Origin of the sequence: Bradyrhizobium sp. LB14.3 (assembly GCF_040547985.1) — a bacterium.
In the GTDB taxonomy this organism is placed as follows: Bacteria; Pseudomonadota; Alphaproteobacteria; order Rhizobiales; family Xanthobacteraceae; genus Bradyrhizobium.
This window is the reverse complement of the sequence record NZ_JBEPQT010000006.1, coordinates 82125-106326: the sequence shown is the minus strand read 5'-3', so window position 1 is coordinate 106326 and position 24202 is coordinate 82125. Positions and strand designations below refer to the sequence as shown.

The window sequence follows — 24202 nt, the reverse complement described above, 5'->3', positions numbered from 1 at the left end:
GTCTTTGTTATCGTTGTCGGTCCAGCTCTTATTTGGAGCCGGATAGTCAGCCTTCGCGGATGTAATTCCCCGCTTCGAATTCGACGGGATGCGCGCTTGCGTCGAAGGAAATTCCGATCGGATCACGGCCTGCTTCCATCGCTTCGAGCTGGTCGCTCAGCATGCGCCGGATCATGAGGATGCCGCGGTCGCTCTGGCCGAAATGCTCCTCGGAATGGATGGTCTGCGGGCCCTGGCCGACCTGGGCCTCGTAGTCGCCGGGGAATTGCTGGTGCTCGGTCTCGGTCATGTCCCACCAGAACTTTCCGTTGAATTTCGAGCGCATGCGGCCGATGTCGCCGGAGTTCTTGACGCGGCCGGCGACATAGATGCGGAACGAGGTGTCGTCGATCGGCAGCGTCCAGCCGATCGACTCGACGCGGGCGAATTGCGCGACGCGCGGGTTCGGCACGACGCGCAAGGTGGGCAGCGCGGCCTCGGTGACGCGGTAAAAAACCTTGCCGTCATCCTGCTTGCGGATCGAGCGCACGGCGATGCCGCGCGGCGTCTTGTCGAATTTCACCTCCGGCATCGACGCCATCATGTTGGTGAATTGCGGACCCGAGAACGAGCCGTGCAGCACGGGCACGTGGTAGGGATCGACCACGTTCTCGAAATGCTGGAGCCAGTTGCAGGGGATGATCGCCGGACCACCGCCGCCGATCGAGGAATCGTCGGCTTCGACGAACTCGCCGTCATCCATGGTCTCCAGGCATTCGTAAGCCGGCAGCACCGGGCGTTTCTCGGCCGGACCCATATAGGCGAAGATCAGCCCGTAGCGCTCCTCGACCGGATACCAGGGCTGGCGCACCTTGTCCTTGTACTGACCGGCGTCGGGCTCGCAGGGCTGCTCCAGGCAGTGACCTTCGGTGTCGAACTTCCAGCCGTGATAGCAGCAGCGGATGCCGTCCTCCTCGACCTTGCCGTAGTAGAGCGTGGTGCCGCGATGGCAGCAACGCGCGTGCAGGAGGCCGACGCGGCCGTGCTTGTCGCGGAACAGCACCAGATCTTCGCCGAGGGCACGCACCTTCTTCGGCGTGTCGGTGGCATCACTGACAAGTCCGACCGGATGCCAGTAGCGGCGGAGCAGCTCGCCCATCGGTGTGCCGCGCACGACCGAGGTGAGCTCGGTACGTGTGAGCGCCGGCTTCATCGCATAGGCGGTGCCGAGATCGCGATCCCGCTGGGTGATGGTCATGCTGATCCTCCCGCTGTCGGCCGTGCTGGCCCGGCTTTTGACGCCTTGAACACCAGTGAAGGGCCGATCGATGACAATGTCAACGAATTTCCAAATGCCTCTTAGTCGCATTCGGATCAGGCTGGGGAGCTAGCGCTACCAACCCTTGGCACGCCGCGGCTTTCTTGGCAGAGGTGGATCATGAGCCAGACACCAGGCAGGGACGGGCGCACATCGTCCGATGCGGACGAAAGTCACTCGCCGGCGCCGATCACCGCGATGCTGTCGTCACGGCTGATGGTGCTGGCCAATCTGCTCAAGCGCGGTGCGATGCTGCGCTACAAGCGCCTAGCCGGATTGTCCTCCGTCGAGTTCGGCCTCGTCGCCTCGCTCGGGCGCCGGCCGCCGATGAGCGTGGCGCGGCTCGCCGAAGCCGTCGGGCAGGACAAGGGGCAGATCAGTCGCGCACTCGCGGAACTCGTCTCGCGCAAGCTGATCGCGAAGTCGGCGAACCCGAAGGACAGCCGCGAGGTGCTGGTCTCGCTCACACCGGCAGGGCTCGCCGCGCATGATGCGATCGTCGAAGGCGCGCAGGACCGCAATCGAAAATTGCTGGAACAGTTGAGCAAGGACGAGTTCGAAACGCTGTTGGCGCAGATCGACCGTCTCACGGCGACGGCAGAGAAGCTGCTCGAAGCCGAGAAAGTTCCGCGCTGATTGCGCGGCAATCTGCGGAAATATTGGATCGCTTCAAAGAAATTTTCTAAGAATCCTTCTTTTCTAAGAATCGTTCTAAGAACTTTTCAATTAGGGATTTCGCGCGCGCTCACTTAAGCGTCACCGCAGTGCCGTCACGGGACTGACGGCATGACGCATGCAGATACGTTTGGGGTGGCGCGTGAACAGTCTTGGAATGCTGCGGTCGGCCGTATTGGCGACCGCATCCGCTTGGGTTTTGGTGCCGCAGGCATCGCTTGCACAATCTTCTGCGCAGAGCGGCGCGCAGAATATTCCGTCGGTGACCGTCGCCGCGCCGGAAGGGCGCCGCCGTGCTGCCGCCGCCCAGCGTCGCGCGCCGCGATCAATCCAGCAGACTGCTGACCGAAGCAAGCCGCGGCCGCAGCGCAATATCGGTTTCGTCGAGACCCCGCTCGGCCCGGTGCATGGCTACGTCGCCGGTCGCAGTTCGTCGGGCACCAAGACCAACACGCCGATCATGGAGACGCCGCAGTCGGTCTCGGTGATCGGCGCCGAGCAGATCCGCGACCAGAAGCCGAACAAGCTCGACGAAGTGCTGCGCTACACCGCCGGCGTGCGCGCCGGAACTTTCGGTGCCGACACCCGCAACGATTGGTGGCTGATCCGCGGCTTCAAGTCCGATGACGTCGGCCTGTTCCTCGATGGCATGCAGCTGTTCTACACGTCCTATGCGAGCTGGAAGCTGCAGCCGCCGAACATGGAGCGCGTCGAGGTGCTGCGTGGTCCGTCGGCCGTGCTCTATGGCGGATCGAGCCCGAGCGGCATCGTCAACGTCATCAGCAAGATGCCGCCGACCGAGCCGGTCCGTTACATCGAGACCGGCGTCAACAATTTCGGCAATGCCTATGTCGGCTTCGATGTCGGCGGTCCTGTCGCGACGCAGTCCCAGGACGGCAAGCTGTTCTACCGCGTCGTCGGCCAGGTCCAGAACGGAAATACCCAGGTCAATTTCACGCCCGACAACAACTACTTCATCGCGCCGTCGTTCACCTGGAAGCCGGATGCCGACACCACCTTCACGGTGCTGGCCTCGGCCTCGAAGCAGGACACCCGCGGCATCAACTTCCTGCCCTACCAGGGCACGGTGACCAACGCGCCGTTCGGCAAGATCCCGACCAGCTTCTTCGTGGGCGATCCCAGCGTCGACAAGTTCACGCGCGAGCAGGAGATGCTCGGCTACCAGTTCGAGCGCAATCTCACCGACGATTTGACGTTCCGGCAGAACGCGCGATTTGCACATATCGACCTGACCTATCGCGGCTACATCGGTAATGGCTGGGACAATATCAATACGGCTACGATGGGCCGCTACAATTGGTATGCAAAGAACACCGCCAATCAGGCCAATCTCGACAACCAGCTCGAGTATCGCTTCAACAGTGGCCCGGTCAGGCACACGATGCTGTTCGGTGTCGATCTGAAGGGCTATCAGATCGATGACTATCAGGCCTTCAACTTCGGCACGGTTCCTCCGATCAACGTCTTCAATCCAGCCTATGGTATCGAGATCCCGCTCGCGGGCGCGCCGTTCCGCAACTTCCTGCTCACGCAGAAGCAGGCCGGCACCTACGTTCAGGACCAGATGAAGTTCGGCAACTTCACGCTGGTGCTGAGCGGCCGCAATGACTGGGTCGAGACGACGCAGGCCGCCCGCGACACTGGCGCAAACATCGCCCAACGCGACGACAGCAGATTCAGCGGCCGCGCCGGCTTGATCTACAATTTCGACAACGGCATCGCGCCCTATGTCTCCTATTCGACGAGCTACAATCCGATCATCGGCCTCAACGCACAGAACCAGCTGTTCCTGCCGGAGACCGCCAGGCAGGCCGAGATCGGCGTCAAGGTCGCGCCGAAGGGATTCGACGGCTACTTCACCGCCTCGGTATTCGACCTGAAGCGCCAGAACGTGGCTACCACCGATCCGTTGAATGTGCTGCTGCAAAACCAGACCGGAGAGGTGACCTCGCGCGGCATCGAGCTCGAAGCCGTGGCCAATGCCACGAAGGAGCTGAAGCTGATCGGCGCGTTCACGGCCTATCACCTGTTCAACAGCCGGGATCTCGACCCGTCGCTGGTCGGCAAGACGCCGACCAACACGCCTGAGTTGCTGGTATCGGGCTGGGCGGACTACACCTTCAAGGACGGCCCGCTTGAGGGCTTCGGCTTCGGTGGCGGTGCGCGCTATGTCGGGTCTTCCTGGGCCGACGCCGCCAACACCCTCGAGGTTCCCGCGGTTGTGCTCGGCGATCTCGCAGTCCATTACGAATGGCAGAACTGGCGCACGGCTATCAACGTGATCAATCTGACCGACAAGATCTATGTCGCGAGCTGTGCCTCGGCGACGTCGTGCTTCTACGGCGACCGCCGGCGCGTCACCGCCAGCGTTTCCTACAAATGGTAGGCGCAGGCGAGGGGAGGGCTTCGTGAAGGCGCGCACGGTCAGGCTCTGGTCCGTGGTCCACACCTGGACCAGCCTGATCTCGACCGTCTTTCTGGTGCTGCTCTGCCTGACCGGCCTGCCGCTGATCTTCCATCACGAGATCGATGAGCTCCTGGGCTATGCCCCCCAGCCCGAAGCTCATGCGAGCGCGGCGCGTGCGACGACCCAGGCGGTCGCCGACGCCGCGCTCGCCGCCGATCCCGGCCGCGTGCTGCAATATATCTCCTGGGACAAGGACGAGCCCGGGATCGTCACGGCTTTCACCAACAGTGCCGTCGACGGGCTGCCCGATAATACCACCGTGCGCGCCTTCGATGCGGTCTCGACCAAGCTGCTCGGCCCGGTCGGCGTCGGGCCGATGCTGATCGTTCTGAAGCTGCACACCGATATGTTCGCGGGCCAGCCCGGAAAGCTGTTTCTGGGCGGGATGGGTCTGCTGTTCGCAATCGCCATCATCTCCGGCGTGGTGCTGTACTGGCCGTTCACTCGCCGTTTGCGCTTTGCCACTATTCGCGACCGCGCCTCAACCCGCGTGCGCTGGCTCGACTGGCACAATTTGATCGGCGTGGTGACGGTGGCCTGGGCGCTGGTGGTGGGCCTGACCGGCGTCGTCAACACCTGGGCCGAGCTGATGCTCAACCAGTGGAAGGTGACCGAACTCGCCAGCATGGTCGCGCCATATACCGGCAAGCCGCCACCGTCGCATCTGGCGTCGCTCGACGACGTCGTCGCACGCGCCAGACACACCGCGCCCGGCATGGAGGTCGCCTTCATCGCCTTTCCAGGGACGCCCTTCACCTCGTCGCATCACTTCGCCGCCTTCATGCGCGGCGACACGGCGTTGACGGCGCGGCTGCTCAAGCCGGTGCTGCTCGACGGAGAGACGGGGGAGGTCGCCGACAGCCGCGCGCTGCCGGTCTATCTCCAGGCGCTCCTGATCTCGCAGCCGCTGCATTTCGGCGACTATGGCGGGATGCCGCTCAAGGTGATCTGGGCCGCGCTCGACCTGCTCACGATCGTTGTGATCGGCAGCGGTCTCCATCTCTGGCTGGCGCGGCGGCGCAAGCGCGCGCCTGCCAAATCCAACGCATTCGCCAGACGAGCCCCGGTCCCGTCGTGATGCATGCCTCCCCTGACCGTACGCGCCGGTGGATACGTGTCTTTGCCGCACCTGTCCTGCTTGCGGCTGCGACCATCACCGGTCTGCTCGCTGCGCTGCTCTGGGGGACCGTCGGCCAGTACGTCGCCTGGGTGACCGTGGGAGCGCCTGTGCTGGTCATCGCCTGGGTTTGGGTGCGCCGCGGCGGCCAAAAACCCCGGCATTTTGACCGGATGTTGCGCGGCAAGTAGCCGCCTCAGCCCGTGCGCCGCAATCTCAGAACCGCTGCCCTGCAAAACCGTGGGCGCTCTTGCCCAACCCTTGCCGGGTTTTCTGATCTGCTCCATACCAGCGCGGGGTGATTCCGGAATTTCATCGTTCCGGGAGCGGGAAAGGGCCTAAAAAGAGCGTGTCTTGCGCCCATTGGTGCACTGCGCTAAGGCTCAGAACAATTCCAAACTGGACGAATCCGTGGCTGTCCCGAGGCTGCGGGAAAAAGGGCTCGTCAATGAGCGGCATTCTTCAGAACTATCTTCCACTCGTGGTATTCATAGGGGTAGCGGGCCTTATTGGCCTTGTGCTGCTGATCGCGCCCTTCATCGTCGCGTTCCAGCAGCCGGATCCGGAAAAGCTGTCGGCGTATGAGTGCGGTTTCAACGCCTTCGACGACGCCCGCATGAAGTTCGACGTTCGCTTCTATCTGGTCGCCATCCTCTTCATCATCTTCGACCTCGAGGTGGCGTTCCTGTTTCCCTGGGCGGTCGCGTTCGGCAAGCTTGGCGCGACCGGCTTCTGGTCCATGGTGGTGTTCCTCGGCGTGCTGACGGTCGGGTTCGCCTATGAATGGAAGAAAGGGGCACTCGAATGGGATTGAATCCTGCACCGTCCTCCGGTCCGGTTGTAGCGCCGGCCCCCAAGGGCATTCTGGATCCGTCGACCGGCAAGCCGATCGGAGCCCGTGATCCGTTCTTCCTCGAGGTCAATTCGGAGCTGTCCGACAAGGGCTTCTTCGTGGCCGCGACCGACGACCTCATCACCTGGGCGCGTACCGGCTCGCTGATGTGGATGACCTTCGGTCTCGCCTGCTGCGCGGTCGAGATGATGCAGGTTTCGATGCCGCGCTACGACATCGAGCGCTTCGGCTTCGCCCCGCGTGCCTCGCCGCGCCAGTCCGACGTGATGATCGTCGCGGGCACCCTGACCAACAAGATGGCGCCTGCGCTGCGTAAGGTCTACGACCAGATGCCCGAGCCGCGCTACGTCATCTCGATGGGCTCCTGCGCCAACGGTGGCGGCTATTATCACTATTCCTACTCGGTCGTGCGCGGTTGCGACCGTATCGTGCCGATCGACATCTACGTGCCGGGCTGCCCACCGACGGCGGAAGCGCTGCTCTACGGGGTGCTGCTGCTGCAGAAGAAGATCCGCCGCACCGGTACCATCGAACGCTAAGGTTTTACGTCATGGACGACGCCAAGCTCGACGCCCTGGGGCAGACGATCGTTAGCGCGCTTCCGGGCGCTGCCATCGGTCATTCGGTGGCCTTCAACCAGCTCACGGTCGATGTCGAAGCCAGCAAGATCGTCGAGGTGGTCAAGTACCTCCGCGACGACCCGAACTGCCGGTTCATCAACTTCACCGACATCACGGCGGTGGACTATCCTTCGCGCGAAAAACGCTTCGACGTGATCTATCACTTCCTGTCACCGGCCCTGAACGCGCGGATCCGGCTCAAGGCCCAGGCCGACGAGACCACGCAGGTGCCGTCGCTGATCGAGGTGTTCCCGGGCGCCGACTGGTTCGAGCGCGAAGCCTACGACCTCTATGGCGTGTTCTTCGTCGGCCACTCCGACATGCGCCGCCTCCTGACCGACTATGGCTTCGAGGGCCATCCGCTGCGCAAGGACTTCCCGACCACCGGTTTCGTCGAGGTCCGCTACGACGACCAGGAGAAGCGGGTGGTGTACGAGCCGGTCAGGCTCAACCAGGAATTCCGCAAGTTCGACTTTTTGTCTCCGTGGGAGGGCGCCGACTATCCGGTCCTTCCGGGCGATGAAAAAGCAGGGCCGAAGGTCTGAACATGAACGAGCAACCCGAAAACCTTCGCAACTTTACGATCAACTTCGGTCCGCAGCATCCGGCGGCGCATGGCGTGCTGCGTCTGGTGCTGGAGCTTGACGGCGAGGTCGTCGCCCGCGTCGACCCGCATATCGGCCTGCTTCACCGCGGCACCGAAAAACTGATCGAGCAGAAGACCTATCTCCAGGCGATCCCCTATTTCGACCGCCTCGACTACGTCGCGCCGATGAACCAGGAGCACGCCTTCTGCATGGCGGCTGAAAAGCTGCTCGGCATCGAGGTGCCGCGCCGCGCTCAGTTGATCCGCGTGCTCTATTGCGAGATCGGCCGCATTCTGTCGCATTTGCTCAACGTCACCACGCAGGCGATGGACGTCGGCGCGCTGACCCCGCCGCTGTGGGGCTTTGAAGAGCGCGAAAAGCTGATGGTGTTCTACGAGCGCGCCTCCGGCAGCCGCATGCACGCAGCCTACTTCCGCGTCGGCGGCGTGCATCAGGACCTGCCGCAGAAGCTGGTCGACGACATCGACACCTGGTGCGATCCGTTCCTGAAGGTGGTCGAAGATCTCGATCGGCTGCTCACCGCCAATCGCATCTTCAAGCAGCGCAACGTCGACATCGGCGTGGTGTCGCTGAAGGAAGCCTGGGAGTGGGGCTTCTCGGGCGTGATGGTGCGCGGCTCGGGCGCCGCCTGGGATCTGCGCAAGTCGCAGCCCTATGAGTGCTACGCCGAGATGGATTTCGACATTCCGATCGGCAAGAACGGCGACTGCTACGACCGCTATCTGATCCGCATGGAAGAGATGCGCCAGTCCGTGCGCATCATGAAGCAGTGCATCCAGAAGCTGAACGCAGCCGAAGGAAAAGGCCCGGTCGTCGTCGAAGACAACAAGGTTGCTCCGCCGCGCCGGGGCGAGATGAAGCGCTCGATGGAAGCGCTGATCCATCACTTCAAGCTCTACACCGAAGGCGTCCACGTGCCGGCCGGCGAGATCTATGCCGCGGTCGAGGCGCCCAAGGGCGAGTTCGGTGTCTATCTCGTCTCCGATGGCTCCAACAAGCCTTACAAGTGCAAGATCCGCGCGCCGGGCTTTGCGCATCTCCAGGCCATGGACCACATCTGCCGCGGCCATCTGCTCGCCGACGTCTCGGCGATCCTCGGCTCGCTCGACATCGTGTTCGGAGAGGTCGATCGGTGATGGCGCAGGCGCCAATCCAGTTTGACCGTGCCTCGGGGGCCCTTGAAGGGGCCAACCTGTGGGAGCGGACGGCTGCCTTGGCGCTGGTGACGGGATCGAAGATCTCGTCGCACTTCTCGCATATGGGCTACATCGCCTGCGCGAACCTGCTGCGGAAGACGCTGCCCGAGCGCAACATCGCGATCAAGCTCAACCCCGACGCCGTGTTCGAATTCCCCTACGGCGACGGCTATTGGAGCAAGCTGCTCAACCGCTCCTACAATTACGAGGACGAGCTGGAGCTGTTGTTCGCGGACTCCATCGACGTCGATTACACGCTGCTCGATTGCGGCGCCAATTACGGCTATTGGTCGGTGCTGGTGTCGAGCAAGCCATTCGGCTCGCACATGGCGATTGCGATCGAGCCGTCCGGCCAGAACTATCCGAAGCTCGCCAACAACGCCCGCGTCAACGGCAATCGCTTCGAGACCATGAAATGCGCGATCGGCGCGGCCCGCGGCACCGCGCGTCTGTCCGGCACCAAGCACGAGGCCTTCAGCATTGCCGGCGGTGCGTCGGCGGGCGGCGAGGACGTGCCTGTGATCGCGCTCGACAATCTCATCGACGACGGCAAGGTTGCCGCCAGCGGCAAGTACCTGATCAAGCTTGACGTCGAGGGCGTCGAGATCGAGGCGATCAAGGGCGGCGCCCGGCTGCTCCAGGCCGACAGCGTCATCATGTGCGAAGAGCACGGCAGCGACCGCTCGCATGCGGTGTCGCGCTACATCCTCGAACACACCCCGCTGAAGCTGATCGTGTTCGATCCGCGCAGCAACCGGATGGAGACCGTGACCGAGCTGTCGATCCTCGATCGCATCAAGGTCTCGACCCACGTCGGCTACAACGTTTTCGGCACCGCAAGCGCATTCTGGCAGGACAGGATCGAAGCCCTGAATGCCAAAACCGCGCGCCGCATGCAGTGAGAGATTGAAGATATGTCCGTTCGCCGATTAGCACCGAAGGAAGTCCAGCCCGCGAGCTTTGCGTTGACGGAGGAGAACCTCGCGTTCGCCAAGCAGCAGATCGCGAAATATCCGGCCGGACGCCAGGCTTCGGCGGTCATCGCCATCCTCTGGCGGGCGCAGGAGCAGCACGATGGCTGGGTCTCGGAAGCCGCGATCCGCGTCGTCGCCGACATGCTCGACATGCCCTATATCCGCGTGCTCGAGGTCGCGACCTTCTACACGATGTTCCAGCTGGCCCCCGTCGGCAAGAAGGCCCACGTCCAGGTCTGCGGCACCACGCCGTGCCGCCTGCGCGGCGCCGAGGATCTGATCCACGTCTGCGAGCACCGCATCCATCACGAGCCCTTCCATCTCTCCAAGGACGGCAATTTCAGCTGGGAAGAGGTGGAGTGCCTCGGTGCCTGCGTGAACGCGCCGATGGTGCTGATCGGCAAGGACACCTATGAGGATTTGACCAAGGAAAGCTTCGGCAAGGTGCTCGACGGCTTTGCTTCGGGCAATCCGCCCAAGCCCGGCCCGCAGAACGGCCGCCAGTTCTCGGCGCCGACGGGCGGGCCGACCACACTTAAGGAGGTCACCTGATGCGTGATCTCTCGTCGTCAGTCGTTGAAGGGAGCAGTGTTGTGAAGAAGTGGGGCTTCATCGCAATGCATTCCGCCGCGGCGGCCACATTCATTTTCCTGCTTCAGCGCTTCGCCCTGAACGCGCCGCTGGAATCCAGTCTGCTCTGGGCGTTGACCTTCGCCGTCTGCGCCGCCGGGCTTGCCTACAAGCAAGCCAACCGTTGATCGGAAAGCACTGACATGCTCGAGGACAAGGACCGCATCTTCAAGAACCTCTACGGCCTCCATGATTGGGGGCTCGAGGGCGCGCGGCGCCGCGGCGCCTGGGATGGTACGAAGAACATCATCGACAAGGGCCGTGACTGGATCATCAACGAGATGAAGGCGTCGGGGCTGCGCGGCCGCGGTGGCGCCGGCTTCCCGACCGGCCTGAAATGGTCGTTCATGCCGAAGGAATCGACCGACGGTCGGCCGAGCTATCTCGTCGTCAACGCGGACGAATCCGAACCCGGTACCTGCAAGGACCGCGAGATCATGCGGCACGATCCGCATCTCCTGATCGAGGGCTGCCTGATCGCGAGTTGCGCGATGAACGCGCATGCCTGCTACATCTATGTCCGCGGCGAGTTCATCCGCGAGCGCGAGCATCTCCAGGCGGCGATCGACCAGGCCTACGAGGCCAAGCTGGTCGGCAAGGACAACGTCAACGGCTGGCCGTTCGACATCTACGTCGCCCACGGCGCCGGCGCTTATATCTGCGGCGAGGAAACCGCGCTGCTCGAGAGCCTCGAAGGCAAGAAGGGCCAGCCGCGTCTGAAGCCGCCGTTCCCGGCGAATGTCGGCCTGTACGGCTGCCCGACCACCGTCAACAACGTCGAGTCGATCGCGGTCGCGCCCGACATTCTGCGCCGGGGCGCGGCGTGGTTCGCCGGCATCGGCCGTCCGAACAATGTCGGCACGAAGCTTTTCTGCATCTCCGGCCATGTCGAGCGGCCCTGCAACGTCGAAGAGGCCATGGGCATTCCGTTCCGTGAGCTGATCGAGAAGCATTGCGGCGGCATGCGCGGCGGCTGGGACAACCTCAAGGCCGTGATCCCCGGCGGCTCCTCGGTGCGCATGGTGCCGGCCGAGCAGATCATCGACACGCCGATGGATTTCGACAGCTTGAGCAAGCTGCGCTCGGGCCTCGGCACCGCGGCCGTGATCGTGATGGACAAGTCGACCGATTTGATCCGCGCCATCGCCCGCATCTCCTATTTCTACAAGCATGAGAGCTGCGGCCAGTGCACGCCGTGCCGTGAGGGCACCGGCTGGATGTGGCGCGTCTTGAGCCGCATGGCCGACGGCCGCGCCCACAAGCGCGAAATCGACATGCTGCTGGAGGTCACCAAGCAGGTCGAAGGCCACACCATCTGCGCGCTCGGCGACGCGGCGGCGTGGCCGATCCAGGGCCTGATCGCGCATTTCCGTCATGAGATCGAAGCGCGCATCGACCAGTATTCGCATAAGGCCGACATCGACGATGCCGGCGTCCGCGATCCCGTGAACATGGTCGCGGCGGAGTAGAGAGAATGACCAAGCTCATCATCGACGGCAAAGAGATCGATGTCCCCGCCGAATACACGCTGCTTCAGGCGTGCGAGGCGGCGGGCGCCGAGATTCCGCGCTTCTGCTATCACGAGCGGCTGTCGATCGCCGGCAATTGCCGGATGTGCCTCGTCGAGGTGAAGGGCGGCCCGAAGCCGGTCGCAAGCTGCGCCTGGGGCGTGCGCGATTGCCGTCCGGGTCCCAAGGGCGAACCGCCGGAAATCTCCACGCGTTCGCCGATGGTGAAGAAGGCGCGCGAAGGCGTGATGGAATTCCTTCTCATCAACCATCCGCTGGACTGCCCGATCTGCGACCAGGGTGGCGAGTGCGATCTGCAGGACCAGGCGATGGGCTACGGTGTCGACACCAGCCGCTTCGCCGAGAACAAGCGCGCGGTCGAGGACAAATATCTCGGCGCGCTGGTCAAGACCTCGATGAACCGCTGCATCCAGTGCACGCGCTGCGTCCGCTTCTCGGCGGAAGTGGCCGGCGCCCCTGAAATGGGCGCGACCGGCCGCGGCGAGGACATGGAGATCACGACCTATCTCGAGCACGCGCTGACGTCGGAGCTTCAGGGCAATCTCGTCGACATCTGCCCGGTCGGTGCGCTGACCTCGAAGCCTTATGCTTTCGCCGCACGCCCGTGGGAGCTCGGCAAGACCCAGTCGATCGACGTGACGGACGGCATCGGATCCGCGATTCGAGTCGACACCCGCGGCCGCGAAGTGATGCGTATCCTGCCGCGCATCAACGAGGCCGTGAACGAAGAATGGATCTCGGACAAGACCCGCCACGTCGTCGACGGTCTGCGCACCCAGCGCCTTGACCGGCCCTATATCCGCGAAGCCGGCAAGCTGCGGGCGGCAAGCTGGCCCGAAGCCTTTGCCGCGATCGCCGCGAAGGCGGCGCGCACCGACGGCAAGCGCATCGGCGCGATCGCGGGCGACCTCGCCGGCATCGAGGAGATGTTCGCGCTGAAGGACCTGCTGGCCAAATACGGCTCGGGCAATCTGGCGGTGCAGGGCGGCGACGCCTTCGACCCCGCGCTCGGCCGCGGCTCCTACATCTTCAATCCGACGCTGGTGGGCGTCGAGCAGGCCGACGCGCTGCTGATCATCGGCGCCAATCCGCGGAAAGAGGCGGCCGTGTTCAACGCCCGCATCCGCAAGCGCTGGCGCGCCGGCGGCTTCAAGGTCGGCGTGATCGGCGCCAAGGACGACCTGACCTACGATTATGACCATCTCGGCGCGGGCACCGAGACGCTCGGTGAGCTCGCGGCCGGCAAGCACTCCTTCATGGACGTGCTGAAGAACGCCAAGAACCCGATCATCCTGGTCGGTGCGGGCGCGGCCTCGCGCCACGACGGCGCTGCTATTCTCGCCGCCGCCGCCAAGCTTGCGCTCGACGTCGGCGCGCTCAAGGACGGCTGGAACGGCTTTGGCGTACTGCATGAGAGCGCTTCGCGCGTCGGTGCGCTGGATATCGGCTTTGTCGCCGGTCAGGGCGGGCTGAACGCCGCGCAGATGACGACGTTCGGGACGCTCGACCTGCTGTTCCTGCTCGGCGCCGACGAGATCAAGCCGTCGGACGGCACCTTCGTCGTCTATATCGGCACCCACGGCGACCGCGGCGCGCATCGCGCCGACGTGATCCTTCCGGCAGCCGCCTATACCGAGAAGTCCGCGATCTACGTCAACACCGAAGGCCGCGTGCAGATGACCGGCCGCGCCGCGTTCCCGCCGGGCGAGGCCCGCGAGGACTGGGCGATTGTCCGCGCGCTGTCGGAGGCGCTCGGCAAGAAGCTCGGCTACGACTCGCTTTCGGCCCTGCGCCAGGCGATCTTCAAGGTCGTGCCGCATCTAATCCGTCTCGACCAGATCGAGGCCGGCTCCGCCGACCAGATCAAGAAACTCGCGGGCAAGGGCGGCACGATGGAGAAGGCGCCGTTCAAGCCGCTGGTCGAGGACTTCTATTTGACCAACCCAATCGCGCGTGCGTCCGCCGTGATGGCGGAGTGTTCGCGGCTTGCCTCCGGGCAGATGCTGACCGCAGCGGAGTGAGCTGATGGAATTCTTCGAAAGCGCATTCTGGACCGGGTTCCTCTGGCCGCTGATCATCATGATCGCGGAGAGCGTCCTGGTGCTGGTCGTCCTGCTGGTGGCGATCGCCTACATCCTGCTCGCCGACCGCAAGATCTGGGCGGCGGTGCAGATACGCCGCGGCCCGAACGTTGTCGGTCCCTGGGGGCTGCTGCAGTCCTTCGCCGATCTCCTGAAGTTCGTGCTGAAGGAGCCGATCATTCCGTCCGGCGCCAACAAGGGCGTGTTCCTTCTTGCTCCCTTGGTGTCGTGCGTGCTCGCGCTCGCCGCGTGGGCGGTGATCCCGACTAATCTCGGCTGGGTGATTTCCGACATCAATGTCGGCGTCCTCTTCATCTTCGCGATCTCGTCGCTGTCGATCTACGGCATCATCATGGCGGGCTGGTCGTCGAACTCGAAGTACCCGTTCCTGGCGGCGCTGCGCTCGGCGGCGCAGATGGTGTCGTATGAAGTCTCGATCGGCTTCGTCATCATCACGGTGCTGCTCTGCGCCGGCACGCTGAACCTCTCGGCCGTGGTCGAGGCCCAGCATGTCCGCGGCCTCGCCAGCCTGATCGGGTTGCCGCAGCTCACCATCCTGAACTGGTATGTCTGGCCGCTGTTCCCGATGTTCGTGATCTTCTACGTCTCGGCGCTGGCGGAAACCAACCGCCCGCCGTTCGACCTGGTCGAAGCGGAATCCGAGCTCGTGGCCGGCTTCATGGTCGAATACGGCTCGACGCCGTATCTGCTGTTCATGCTCGGCGAGTATGTCGCGATTGCCACGATGTGCGCGATGGCGACGATCCTGTTCCTCGGAGGCTGGCTGCCGCCGGTGGACCTCCCGCCCTTCAACTGGGTGCCGGGGATCATCTGGTTCTCGCTAAAACTGTTTTTCATGTTCTTCCTGTTCGCGATGGCCAAGGCGATCGTGCCGCGCTACCGCTACGATCAACTGATGCGCCTCGGCTGGAAAGTGTTCCTGCCGCTGTCGCTGGCGATGGTGATCGTGGTGGCCGGAGTGCTGCATTTCGCCGGCATCGCGCCGAAGTGAGGGCCGTCATGGGTATCAACATCAACGCCACTGCACGGTCGCTTCTGCTGTCGGAATTCGTCTCGGCGTTCTTCCTCGCCATGCGCTATTTTTTCCAGCCGAAGCCGACACTGAACTATCCGTTCGAGAAGGGCCCGATCTCGCCGCGCTTCCGCGGCGAGCACGTGCTGCGCCGCTATCCGAATGGTGAAGAGCGCTGCATCGCCTGCAAGCTCTGCGAAGCGGTGTGCCCGGCACAGGCCATCACCATCGAGGCCGGCCCGCGCCGCAACGACGGCACCCGCCGTACCGTGCGCTACGACATCGACATGGTGAAGTGCATCTATTGCGGCCTCTGCCAGGAGTCCTGTCCGGTCGATGCGATCGTCGAAGGCCCGAATTTCGAGTTCGCGACCGAGACCCGCGAGGAACTATTCTATGACAAGGCCAAGCTGCTCGCCAACGGCGACCGCTGGGAACGCGAGATCGCAAAAGCGATCGAGCTCGACGCGCCGTACCGGTGAGATGAGAGCATGATCCTTCCCGCGCTGTTCTTCTATCTCTTCGCCGGCGTCTGTGTCGCCTCGGCGGTGATGGTGATTGTCTCGCGCAATCCCGTGCACTCCGTGCTGTACCTGATCCTGGCCTTCGTCAACGCCTCCGGCCTGTTCGTACTGATGGGCGCCGAATTCCTGGCGATGATCTTGATCGTCGTCTACGTCGGCGCCGTCGCCGTGCTGTTCCTGTTCGTGATCATGATGCTCGACGTCGATTTCCTCGAGCTGCGCGAGGGCTTCATCGAGTACCTGCCGGTCGGCCTCGTGATCGGCGGCATCTTCCTGTTCGAGCTGCTGCTCACGGTCGGCTTCTGGGTCATCAACCCCGGCGTTGCCAAGACGATCACGGCGGCGATCCCGACCAATGTCTCGAACACCGAGGCGCTCGGCCTGGTGCTTTATACGAAGTACATCCACTACTTCCAGCTCTCGGGCATGGTGCTGCTGGTTGCCATGATCGGTGCCATCGTGCTGACGCTGCGGCACAAGGCGAGCGTCAAGCGGCAGGACATCAACGTTCAGAACGCCCGCACGCCCGAAATTGCGATGGCGATACGCAAGGTGGCGCCGGGGCAGGGGCTCCAGGACTCTGACGCGGCGGAGTGGGTGAAATGACGATCGGGCTCGGACACTATCTTGCGGTCGGCGCGATCCTGTTCACGCTCGGGATCCTCGGCATCTTCCTGAACCGCAAGAACATCATCGTCATCCTGATGTCGATCGAGCTGATCCTGCTCGCGGTCAACATCAACCTCGTGGCGTTCTCGACCTTCCTCGGCGATATCGTCGGGCAGGTCTTCGCGCTTCTTGTGCTCACCGTCGCGGCCGCCGAAGCCGCGATCGGTCTCGCCATCCTGGTGGTCTATTTCCGCAACCGCGGCTCGATCGCGGTTGAGGACGTCAATCTGATGAAGGGCTAACGCGCATGATCCGGAAAAGTGGATACCGGTTTTCCGGTCAGATCATGCGCAAAGAGAAATAAGTCATGGTCCAGGCTATCGTCTTTCTGCCTCTGCTGGGGGCCATTCTGGCTGGCCTGATCGCGCTGTTCGGCGCGCATGCCCGCAACCCCTCGGGCGACACGGTCGAGCACCACGATGATCACGGACACGGCGCACAGGCGCATGCGTCCGATACGATCAACGAGGATGCGTCGGTCATCCAGGAGTCCCATCACGAGCCCGGCGACGGTCACGACGACCATCACGTCTCCGAGCCGCCCGCGGCGGGCTCGCGCGGCGCCGAGCTGATCACCACGGCATTCCTGTTCGTGTCGGCGGCGCTGTCCTGGATGACGCTGGTCAACGTCGGCTTCATGCACCACGACATGCGCATTCCGCTGTTGCCGTGGATTCTCTCCGGCGATCTCCAGGTCTACTGGACGCTGCGGGTCGACACGCTCACCGCGGTGATGCTGGTGGTGGTCACCACCGTGTCCTCGCTCGTGCACCTCTATTCCATCGGCTACATGGACGAGGACCCGAACCGGCCGCGCTTCTTCGGCTATCTCAGCCTGTTCACCTTCGCCATGCTGATGCTGGTGACCGCGGACAACCTCGTGCAGCTGTTCTTCGGCTGGGAAGGCGTGGGTCTGGCGAGCTATCTCCTGATCGGCTTCTGGTACCAGAAGCCGTCGGCGAACGCGGCCGCCATCAAGGCCTTCGTGGTCAACCGCGTCGGCGATTTCGGCTTCGCGCTCGGCATTTTCGCGATCTTCCTGCTGGTCGGCTCGACCGATTTCGAGACCATCTTCCATGCAGCTCCGAGCCTGACCGGCAAGACCATCGACTTCCTCGGCTGGCACGCCGATGCGCTGACCCTGACCTGCCTGCTGCTGTTCATGGGCGCGATGGGCAAATCGGCGCAGTTCCTTCTGCACACCTGGTTGCCGGACGCGATGGAGGGCCCGACCCCGGTGTCGGCGCTGATCCACGCGGCGACCATGGTCACCGCCGGTGTGTTCATGGTGGCGCGCCTGTCGCCGCTGTTCGAGCTCGCGCCGAACGCGCAGGCCGTCGTGATGTTCTTCGGCGCCACCACGGCGTTCTTCGCGGCGACCATCGGCCTCGTCCAGAACGACATCAAGCGCATCGTCGCCTACTCGACCTGTTCGCAGCTCGGCTACATGTTCGTGGCGATGGGAGCAGGGGCCTATTCGGTCGGCATGTTCCATTTGTTCACGCACGCCTTCTTCAAGGCGCTCTTGTTCTTGGGCTCCGGCTCGGTGATCTACGCGATGCATCACGAGCAGGACATCCGCAACATGGGCGGCCTCTGGCGCAAGATCCCCTACACCTACGCGGTGATGGTGGTCGGCACGCTCGCGCTCACCGGCTTCCCGCTGACCGCCGGCTATTTCTCCAAGGACGCGATCATCGAGTCCGCCTACGCCTCGCACAATCCGTTCGCGATGTACGGCTTCTTGATGACGGTCGTCGCGGCCGGCCTGACCTCGTTCTATTCGTGGCGCCTGATCTTCAAGACCTTCCACGGCGAGCCCCACGACGAGCATCACTATGAGGCTGCGCATGAAGCGCCGATCTGGATGCTGATCCCGATCGGCGTGCTCGCGGTCGGCTCTATCTTAGCCGGCTTCCCGTTCAAGGAGCTGTTTGCCGGTCACGGCATCGAGGAGTTCTTCCGCGAGTCCGTGAAGATGAATCCGCACATCATCGAGGGGATGCACCACATCCCCGAGACCATCGCCTTCCTGCCGACGGTGATGATGGTGCTGGGCTTCCTGGTGTCGTACCTGTTCTACATCCGCCGGCCCTATCTGCCGGTCGAGCTCGCGAACACGCAGCCGATGCTGTACAAGTTCCTGCTCAACAAATGGTACTTCGACGAGCTCTACGATCTCATCTTTGTCCGTCCGGCGAAGTGGATCGGCTATCAGCTCTGGAAGAAGGGCGACGGCTTCATCATCGACGGCCTCGGCCCCGACGGCATCTCGGCCCGCGTGCTGGATGTCACCCGCAACGTCGTGAAGATCCAGACCGGCTATCTCTACCACTACGCGTTCGCCATGCTGATCGGTGCCGCCGGCCTGATCACCTGGTTCATGTTCGGCTTTGGAGGCCAGTAAATGACGACCTGGCCAATTCTATCCGTCACGACGTTCCTGCCGCTGGTCGGCGCGCTGATCGTCTATCTCAGCCGCGGCGATGACGAGGCGGCCCGGCGCAACTCGCGCTGGATCGCGCTCTGGACCACGCTGATCACCTTCGCGGTATCGGTGATCCTGGTCATGCGGTTCGACGCGTCGAACGCCGACTTCCAGTTCGTCGAGAAGGCGAACTGGCTCGCCACCGGCATCACCTATCACATGGGCGTGGACGGCATTTCGCTGCCGCTGGTGATCCTGACCACCGCCATCATGCCGTTCTGCATCATCGCGAGCTGGAAGGCGATCACCAACCGCGTCCGCGAATACATGATGGCGTTCCTGATCCTGGAAACGCTGATGATCGGCACCTTCTCGGCGCTCGATCTCGTGCTGTTCTACCTGTTCTTCGAAGGCGGCCTGATCCCGATGTTCCTGATCATCGGGGTCTGGGGCGGTCCGCGCCGGGTCTACGCGTCCTTCAAGTTCTTCCTCTACACGCTGCTCGGCTCGGTCCTGATGCTGCTCGCCATCATGGCGCTGTACTGGAACGGCGGCACCACCGACATCCCGACCCTGATGCACACGGCCGTGCCGCGCTCGTTGCAGACTTGGGCCTGGCTGGCCTTCTTCGCCTCCTTCGCGGTGAAGATGCCGATGTGGCCGGTACACACCTGGCTCCCCGACGCGCACGTCGAGGCGCCGACCGCAGGCTCCGTGGTCCTCGCCGCGATCCTGCTGAAGATGGGCGGCTACGGCTTCCTGCGCTTCTCGCTGCCGATGTTCCCCTTGGCGTCGCATGATTTCGCGCCGTTTGTGTTCACGCTCTCCGCCATCGCCATCATCTACACCTCGCTGGTGGCGCTGATGCAGGAGGACATGAAGAAGCTGATTGCGTACTCCTCAGTGGCGCATATGGGCTTCGTTACCATGGGCATCTTTGCCGGCACGATGCAGGGCGTCGCCGGTGGCGTGTTCCAGATGATCTCGCACGGCATCGTCTCCGGCGCGCTGTTCCTCTGCGTCGGCATCGTCTACGACCGCATGCATACCCGCGACATCGCGGCCTATGGCGGCCTCGTCAACCGGATGCCGCTCTACGCACTGACTTTCATGGTCTTCACCATGGCCAATGTCGGTCTGCCCGGCACCTCCGGCTTCGTCGGCGAGTTCATGACGCTGCTCGGCACCTTCAAGGTCTCGATCCCGACCGCGTTCTTCGCCACCTTCGGCGTGATCCTGTCGGCCTGCTACGCGCTCTGGCTTTACCGCAAGGTGGTGTTCGGAGCGCTGGTCAAGCCGTCGCTGATGAGCATGAAGGATCTCACCTTCCGGGAGTGCCTGACGCTGTTCCCGCTGATCGCGCTGACGATCCTGTTCGGCATCTACCCGAAGCCGGTGCTCGACATGTCGGCGGCCTCGGTCCAGCAACTCGTCAACAATTACAACACCGCTGTGACGGCCGTGAAGGCCGCCGCACTGCTCCAGTGAGCGGGCAGGTCAGGATATCGCCATGAGCTTTGAGACTGCAGGTTATCAACTGGCGCCGGTGCTGCCCGAGCTCGTGCTCGCAATCGGCGCCATGGCGCTGCTGATGCTCGGCGCCTATCGCGGGCAGGAGACCACCAGGACGGTCACCTCGCTTTCGGTGCTGCTCCTGATCGTGGTCGGCGTGCTCGAATACATGCTGCCCGCGGGCAAGCAGGTGACCTTCGGCGGCAGCTTCATCGTCGATGATTTTGCCCGCTTCATGAAGATACTGGCCCTGATCGGCTCGGCGGTGACGCTGGTGCTGTCGACCGAGTTCCTGTCCGACCCGTCGCGCCGCATCTTCGAATACGCGATCCTGGTGCTGCTCTCGACTCTCGGCATGATGGTGCTGATCTCGGCCGGCGATCTGATCTCGCTCTATCTCGGCCTCGAATTGATGTCGCTCGCGCTCTACGTCGTGGCGACCTCGAACCGCGACAACGCCAAGTCGACCGAAGCCGGTCTGAAGTACTTCGTGCTCGGCGCGCTATCCTCGGGCATGCTGCTGTACGGTTCCTCTCTGATCTATGGCTTCACCGGTACTGTGACCTTCACCGGCATCGCGGCGGCCGCGACCGTCTCGAATGTCGGCCTGGTGTTCGGCCTGGTGTTCCTGCTCGCCGGCCTCTGCTTCAAGGTCTCGGCGGTCCCGTTCCACATGTGGACGCCTGACGTCTACGAGGGCGCACCGACCCCGGTCACCGCCTTCTTCGCCTCGGCGCCGAAGGTCGCCGCGCTCGCGGTCTTCACCCGCGTCACGCTGACCGCATTCCCGGGCATCGTCTCGCAGTGGCAGCAGATCCTGGTGTTCGTGGCAATCGCCTCGATGGCGCTGGGCTCGTTCGCCGCGATCGGCCAGAGCAACATCAAGCGCCTGATGGCCTATTCCTCGATCGGCCACATGGGCTTTGCCCTGGTCGGTCTTGCCGCAGGCACGGTCGAGGGCGCGCAGGGCGTGCTGATGTACATCGTGATCTATGTCGCGATGACGCTCGGTTCGTTCTCGGTCATCCTCGCCATGAAGCGCAACGGCCAGCCCGTCGAGCAAATCAGCGATTTCGCCGGTTTGTCGCGGACCAATCCGCTGCTCGCCTTCATGTTCGCGATGCTGCTGTTCTCGCTCGCCGGCATCCCGCCGCTCGCCGGCTTCTTTGCCAAATGGTACGTCTTCGTCGCCGCCATCAAGGCGAATTTGTTCACGCTCGCTGTCGTCGGCGTGCTGACCAGCGTGGTGGGCGCCTATTATTATCTCAGCATCGTCAAGACGATGTATTTCGACGAGCCGGCGGGGCAGGTCGATCCTGTCAGGGTCGAGGTGCGGACGGTGCTGGCGGTCGCGGGCCTGTTCAATATCCTGTTCGCCCTGTTCGCGGGCCCGGTGGTGAGCGTCGCCTCCGCCGCGGCAAAGTCGCTGTTCTAGGATGGCATTCGCGCTCGGTCCCAGCGCTCTGTCGGCGGGCTACAAGCTCGCGGCTTTCGAACGGACCGGCTCGACCAATACCGAGGCGATCGAGCACGCGAGGGGCGGCGAACGCGGCCCGATGTGGTTCGTCACGTCGGAGCAGACCGCGGGCCGTGGCCGACGTCAGCGTGCCTGGATCGCGCCAAAGGGCAACCTCGCCGCCAGCGTCCTCGAAGTCCTGGACATTGCCCCGTCTGTCGCCGCGACGATCGGCTTTGCGGCCGGGCTGGCCGAGGAGGCCGCCCTGGAAAAGGTGAGCCTGGAGGCTGCACTGCGCCTCGGCGAGGGTCGTCCCCGCTACACCCTGAAATGGCCTAACGACGTGCTTGCCGGCGGCAAGAAGCTGGTCGGTATCGGCCTTGAGGCCGAAGCCGTCGGCGAACGCCTTGCCATCGTCGTCGGCATCGGCACCAACGTCGTCGCCGCGCCCGAGGGGACGCCCACGCCCGCGGTGTCGCTCGCCGCGCTCGGCGTCCAGATCAGCGCGGAGGAGCTGTTCTCGGCACTCTCTGACGCCTGGGTGGAGTTCCGCGGCATCTGGGACAATGGTCGCGGCTTTGCCGAGATCCGCAAACTATGGTTGGAGCGCGCCGCCGGCCTCGGCGAGCGGGTTGCGATCCACACGGGAGTGATGACGCTGGAAGGCATTTTTGACACGATCGACGACGCCGGCTGCCTGATCGTCTGCACCGCGGAGGGCCGGCGCGTGCCGGTGGCCGCGGGCGAGGTGTTCTTTGGCTCGGCCGCCTCCGTGGGAGCTGCGTGATGGCGAAGCCTGAAGAACTGGTATTTGCACCGCTCGGCGGTGTCGGCGAGATCGGCATGAATTTGTCGATCTACGGCCTCGGCAACCGCCAGCAGCGCGCCTGGCTGGCGATCGATCTCGGCGTCTCCTTCGGCGACGAGGAGCATCTGCCGGGCATCGACCTGATCATGCCCGACATCAGCTTCCTGGAGAAGGAACGCAAGAACCTGATGGGCCTGGTGCTGACCCACGCCCATGAGGACCATTTCGGCGCCATCATCGACCTGTGGCCGAGGCTGAAATGCCCGATCTATGCGACGCAGTTCAGCGCCGCGCTGTTCGAAGCCAAATGCGCCGCCGAGCGCAATGCGCCGAAGATCCCGGTGACGGTGGTGCCGTCCGGCGGGCGCGTCGATATCGGTCCGTTCAACGTCGAGTTCATCCCCGTCGCGCATTCGATTCCGGAGTCGCATGCGCTGGCGATTCACACCGAAGTTGGCACGGTGCTGCACACCGGCGACTGGAAGATCGATCCGACCCCGATCATCGGCCGCCCGACCGACGAAAAGCGGCTGCGCGAGCTGGGCGATCAGGGCCTGCTCGCCTTGATCGGCGATTCCACCAACGCCGTGCGCGACGGCCGCTCACCCTCGGAAGCCGAGGTTGCGAGATCCATCACCGAGCTCGTCAAGGCCGCCAAGGGCCGCGTCGCAGTCACGACCTTTGCTTCCAATGTCGCGCGCCTCAAGGCGGTTGCCATCGCTGCGAAGGCCGCCGACCGTGAGGTCGTCGTGGTCGGCCGCGCCATGGAGCGCGTGGTGCAGGTCGCGCGCGAGACCGGCTATCTCGACGGCGTGCAGAGTTTCCGCTCCCCCGAGGTCTACGGTCATCTGCCGCAAGACAAGGTGCTGGCGCTCTGCACCGGCAGCCAGGGCGAGCCCCGTGCCGCGCTGGCGCGCATCGCCAATGACGACCATCCCGAGATCACGCTCAACCGCGGCGATAGCGTGATCTTCTCCTCGCGCACCATTCCCGGCAACGAGAAGGCGGTCGGCGCCATCATCAACGGCCTGGTTTTGCAGGGTGTGGAGGTCATCACCGACCGCGACCAGCTGGTCCATGTCTCCGGTCATCCCCGCCGCGACGAATTGCGCGACATGATCGCCTGGACCCGGCCGCAGCTCCTGATCCCCGTCCATGGCGAGGCCCTGCACCTGAACGAGCACGCCAAGCTCGCGCGTGCCGCCGGCGTGCCGCGCGTGCTGGTCTGCCGCAACGGCGATCTCGTCAAGCTCGGCCCCGGCGATCCCGGCATTATCGGGCAAGTGCCCGCGGGCCGTCTCTACAAGGACGGCACGATTCTGGAGGACTCCAAGTCCCGCGCGGTGGTCGAGCGGCGCCGCTTGGCCTTCTCCGGCTGCGCCTTTGTGGCTATCGCCATGACGCAGCAAGGCGAGCTCGTCGACGATCCCGAGGTCGATCTGATCGGCATCCCCGAGAAGAACAGGGCGGGCGAGCCCTTCGACGACATCGTCTTCGATGCCGTGGTCTCCACCATCGAAGGCCTGCCGAAGGCGCGCCGTCGCGACGCGGATGCGCTGGCGGAGTCGGTGCGACGCGCTGTCCGCTCCGTGATCAACGAACATTGGGGCAAAAAGCCCCCCTGTCTGGTACATGTGCTGGCAGTATAAAGTTTGAGCATGATCTCATCGGAAAACCGCTTCACACTTTTCCGGATCATGCTCT

The 24202-nt window shown here is 63.8% G+C and carries 23 protein-coding genes; 22 read left to right on the top strand and 1 reads right to left on the bottom strand.

The features are described 5' to 3' along the window. Positions 1–46 precede the first annotated feature (46 nt). On the bottom strand, positions 47–1237 hold the full coding sequence (locus tag ABIB00_RS14695) for a Rieske 2Fe-2S domain-containing protein (RefSeq protein ID WP_354104839.1): 1191 nt from the start codon (positions 1235–1237) through the stop codon (positions 47–49). 180 nt (positions 1238–1417) lie between these two features. On the opposite strand from ABIB00_RS14695, the gene ABIB00_RS14690 reads away from it, so the two are divergent. The 22 genes from ABIB00_RS14690 (at position 1418) to ABIB00_RS14585 (ending at position 24147) form a co-directional block, all read left to right on the top strand. Continuing rightward, complete coding sequence (locus ABIB00_RS14690) at positions 1418–1933, top strand: MarR family winged helix-turn-helix transcriptional regulator (RefSeq protein WP_354104838.1); 516 nt, start codon at positions 1418–1420, stop codon at positions 1931–1933. A 196-nt stretch (positions 1934–2129) separates the two neighbouring features. Beyond that, a complete protein-coding gene (locus ABIB00_RS14685) occupies positions 2130–4379 on the top strand; it encodes a TonB-dependent siderophore receptor (protein ID WP_354104973.1) in 2250 nt (749 codons plus the stop codon). 22 nt (positions 4380–4401) lie between these two features. Then, on the top strand, positions 4402–5538 hold the full coding sequence (locus ABIB00_RS14680; RefSeq protein ID WP_354104837.1) for a PepSY-associated TM helix domain-containing protein: 1137 nt from the start codon (positions 4402–4404) through the stop codon (positions 5536–5538). Then, on the top strand, positions 5535–5768 hold the full coding sequence (locus tag ABIB00_RS14675) for a hypothetical protein (RefSeq protein WP_354104836.1): 234 nt from the start codon (positions 5535–5537) through the stop codon (positions 5766–5768). The genes ABIB00_RS14680 and ABIB00_RS14675 overlap by 4 nt, the downstream gene beginning before the upstream one ends. Positions 5769–6025: 257 nt before the next feature. Next, complete coding sequence (locus ABIB00_RS14670; protein ID WP_007603535.1) at positions 6026–6391, top strand: NADH-quinone oxidoreductase subunit A; 366 nt, start codon at positions 6026–6028, stop codon at positions 6389–6391. Further along, complete coding sequence (locus ABIB00_RS14665; protein WP_247349482.1) at positions 6388–6969, top strand: NuoB/complex I 20 kDa subunit family protein; 582 nt, start codon at positions 6388–6390, stop codon at positions 6967–6969. The genes ABIB00_RS14670 and ABIB00_RS14665 overlap by 4 nt, the downstream gene beginning before the upstream one ends. An 11-nt stretch (positions 6970–6980) precedes the next feature. Continuing rightward, positions 6981–7595 (top strand): NADH-quinone oxidoreductase subunit C, encoded by a 615-nt coding sequence (locus ABIB00_RS14660; protein WP_354104835.1) that lies wholly within the window; start codon positions 6981–6983, stop codon positions 7593–7595. A gap of 2 nt (positions 7596–7597) precedes the next feature. Beyond that, on the top strand, positions 7598–8794 hold the full coding sequence (locus ABIB00_RS14655) for an NADH-quinone oxidoreductase subunit D (RefSeq protein WP_247349318.1): 1197 nt from the start codon (positions 7598–7600) through the stop codon (positions 8792–8794). After that, positions 8794–9756, top strand: coding sequence for an FkbM family methyltransferase (locus tag ABIB00_RS14650; protein WP_354104834.1), 963 nt, complete (start codon positions 8794–8796; stop codon positions 9754–9756). The genes ABIB00_RS14655 and ABIB00_RS14650 overlap by 1 nt, the downstream gene beginning before the upstream one ends. A 12-nt stretch (positions 9757–9768) precedes the next feature. After that, positions 9769–10380 (top strand): NADH-quinone oxidoreductase subunit NuoE, encoded by a 612-nt coding sequence (nuoE, locus tag ABIB00_RS14645; RefSeq protein WP_247349315.1) that lies wholly within the window; start codon positions 9769–9771, stop codon positions 10378–10380. Then, on the top strand, positions 10380–10586 hold the full coding sequence (locus ABIB00_RS14640) for a hypothetical protein (protein WP_247349314.1): 207 nt from the start codon (positions 10380–10382) through the stop codon (positions 10584–10586). Before nuoE ends, ABIB00_RS14640 begins: the two co-directional genes overlap by 1 nt. 15 nt (positions 10587–10601) lie before the next feature. Beyond that, a complete protein-coding gene (gene nuoF, locus ABIB00_RS14635; protein ID WP_354104833.1) occupies positions 10602–11927 on the top strand; it encodes an NADH-quinone oxidoreductase subunit NuoF in 1326 nt (441 codons plus the stop codon). A 5-nt stretch (positions 11928–11932) separates the two neighbouring features. Next, positions 11933–14008: an NADH-quinone oxidoreductase subunit NuoG gene (gene nuoG / locus ABIB00_RS14630; RefSeq protein ID WP_354104832.1), complete on the top strand. Its 2076-nt coding sequence runs from the start codon at positions 11933–11935 to the stop codon at positions 14006–14008. Positions 14009–14012: 4 nt separating this feature from the next. Next, positions 14013–15080, top strand: a complete 1068-nt coding sequence (gene nuoH / locus ABIB00_RS14625; RefSeq protein WP_007603555.1) for an NADH-quinone oxidoreductase subunit NuoH — start codon at positions 14013–14015, stop codon at positions 15078–15080. A gap of 14 nt (positions 15081–15094) precedes the next feature. Next, positions 15095–15583: an NADH-quinone oxidoreductase subunit NuoI gene (nuoI, locus tag ABIB00_RS14620; RefSeq protein ID WP_247349480.1), complete on the top strand. Its 489-nt coding sequence runs from the start codon at positions 15095–15097 to the stop codon at positions 15581–15583. 9 nt (positions 15584–15592) lie between these two features. Then, complete coding sequence (locus tag ABIB00_RS14615) at positions 15593–16231, top strand: NADH-quinone oxidoreductase subunit J (protein WP_007610978.1); 639 nt, start codon at positions 15593–15595, stop codon at positions 16229–16231. Further along, on the top strand, positions 16228–16536 hold the full coding sequence (gene nuoK, locus ABIB00_RS14610; RefSeq protein ID WP_015685769.1) for an NADH-quinone oxidoreductase subunit NuoK: 309 nt from the start codon (positions 16228–16230) through the stop codon (positions 16534–16536). Before ABIB00_RS14615 ends, nuoK begins: the two co-directional genes overlap by 4 nt. A gap of 65 nt (positions 16537–16601) precedes the next feature. After that, a complete protein-coding gene (gene nuoL, locus ABIB00_RS14605; RefSeq protein ID WP_354104831.1) occupies positions 16602–18701 on the top strand; it encodes an NADH-quinone oxidoreductase subunit L in 2100 nt (699 codons plus the stop codon). After that, complete coding sequence (locus tag ABIB00_RS14600) at positions 18702–20210, top strand: NADH-quinone oxidoreductase subunit M (RefSeq protein ID WP_354104830.1); 1509 nt, start codon at positions 18702–18704, stop codon at positions 20208–20210. A 22-nt stretch (positions 20211–20232) separates the two neighbouring features. Continuing rightward, the gene (gene nuoN, locus ABIB00_RS14595; RefSeq protein WP_354104829.1) at positions 20233–21669 is read left to right on the top strand and encodes an NADH-quinone oxidoreductase subunit NuoN; all 1437 of its coding nucleotides are present in this window, start codon (positions 20233–20235) and stop codon (positions 21667–21669) included. A 1-nt stretch (position 21670) separates the two neighbouring features. Then, positions 21671–22477 (top strand): biotin--[acetyl-CoA-carboxylase] ligase, encoded by an 807-nt coding sequence (locus tag ABIB00_RS14590; protein WP_354104828.1) that lies wholly within the window; start codon positions 21671–21673, stop codon positions 22475–22477. Beyond that, complete coding sequence (locus ABIB00_RS14585; RefSeq protein WP_354104827.1) at positions 22477–24147, top strand: ribonuclease J; 1671 nt, start codon at positions 22477–22479, stop codon at positions 24145–24147. The genes ABIB00_RS14590 and ABIB00_RS14585 overlap by 1 nt, the downstream gene beginning before the upstream one ends. The last annotated feature ends 55 nt before the right edge of the window (positions 24148–24202 follow it).

What these genes read in the sequence shown, in the direction of transcription:
- ABIB00_RS14695 (WP_354104839.1), bottom strand. Translation starts at nt 1,237, where the DNA reads ATGACCATCACCCAGCGGGATCGCGATCTCGGCACCGCCTATGCGATG.
- ABIB00_RS14690 (WP_354104838.1), top strand. Translation starts at nt 1,418, where the DNA reads ATGAGCCAGACACCAGGCAGGGACGGGCGCACATCGTCCGATGCGGAC.
- ABIB00_RS14685 (WP_354104973.1), top strand. Translation starts at nt 2,130, where the DNA reads ATGCTGCGGTCGGCCGTATTGGCGACCGCATCCGCTTGGGTTTTGGTG.
- ABIB00_RS14670 (WP_007603535.1), top strand. Translation starts at nt 6,026, where the DNA reads ATGAGCGGCATTCTTCAGAACTATCTTCCACTCGTGGTATTCATAGGG.
- ABIB00_RS14660 (WP_354104835.1), top strand. Translation starts at nt 6,981, where the DNA reads ATGGACGACGCCAAGCTCGACGCCCTGGGGCAGACGATCGTTAGCGCG.
- ABIB00_RS14655 (WP_247349318.1), top strand. Translation starts at nt 7,598, where the DNA reads ATGAACGAGCAACCCGAAAACCTTCGCAACTTTACGATCAACTTCGGT.
- ABIB00_RS14650 (WP_354104834.1), top strand. Translation starts at nt 8,794, where the DNA reads ATGGCGCAGGCGCCAATCCAGTTTGACCGTGCCTCGGGGGCCCTTGAA.
- nuoE (WP_247349315.1), top strand. Translation starts at nt 9,769, where the DNA reads ATGTCCGTTCGCCGATTAGCACCGAAGGAAGTCCAGCCCGCGAGCTTT.
- ABIB00_RS14640 (WP_247349314.1), top strand. Translation starts at nt 10,380, where the DNA reads ATGCGTGATCTCTCGTCGTCAGTCGTTGAAGGGAGCAGTGTTGTGAAG.
- nuoF (WP_354104833.1), top strand. Translation starts at nt 10,602, where the DNA reads ATGCTCGAGGACAAGGACCGCATCTTCAAGAACCTCTACGGCCTCCAT.
- nuoG (WP_354104832.1), top strand. Translation starts at nt 11,933, where the DNA reads ATGACCAAGCTCATCATCGACGGCAAAGAGATCGATGTCCCCGCCGAA.
- nuoH (WP_007603555.1), top strand. Translation starts at nt 14,013, where the DNA reads ATGGAATTCTTCGAAAGCGCATTCTGGACCGGGTTCCTCTGGCCGCTG.
- ABIB00_RS14615 (WP_007610978.1), top strand. Translation starts at nt 15,593, where the DNA reads ATGATCCTTCCCGCGCTGTTCTTCTATCTCTTCGCCGGCGTCTGTGTC.
- nuoK (WP_015685769.1), top strand. Translation starts at nt 16,228, where the DNA reads ATGACGATCGGGCTCGGACACTATCTTGCGGTCGGCGCGATCCTGTTC.
- nuoL (WP_354104831.1), top strand. Translation starts at nt 16,602, where the DNA reads ATGGTCCAGGCTATCGTCTTTCTGCCTCTGCTGGGGGCCATTCTGGCT.
- ABIB00_RS14600 (WP_354104830.1), top strand. Translation starts at nt 18,702, where the DNA reads ATGACGACCTGGCCAATTCTATCCGTCACGACGTTCCTGCCGCTGGTC.
- nuoN (WP_354104829.1), top strand. Translation starts at nt 20,233, where the DNA reads ATGAGCTTTGAGACTGCAGGTTATCAACTGGCGCCGGTGCTGCCCGAG.
- ABIB00_RS14590 (WP_354104828.1), top strand. Translation starts at nt 21,671, where the DNA reads ATGGCATTCGCGCTCGGTCCCAGCGCTCTGTCGGCGGGCTACAAGCTC.
- ABIB00_RS14585 (WP_354104827.1), top strand. Translation starts at nt 22,477, where the DNA reads ATGGCGAAGCCTGAAGAACTGGTATTTGCACCGCTCGGCGGTGTCGGC.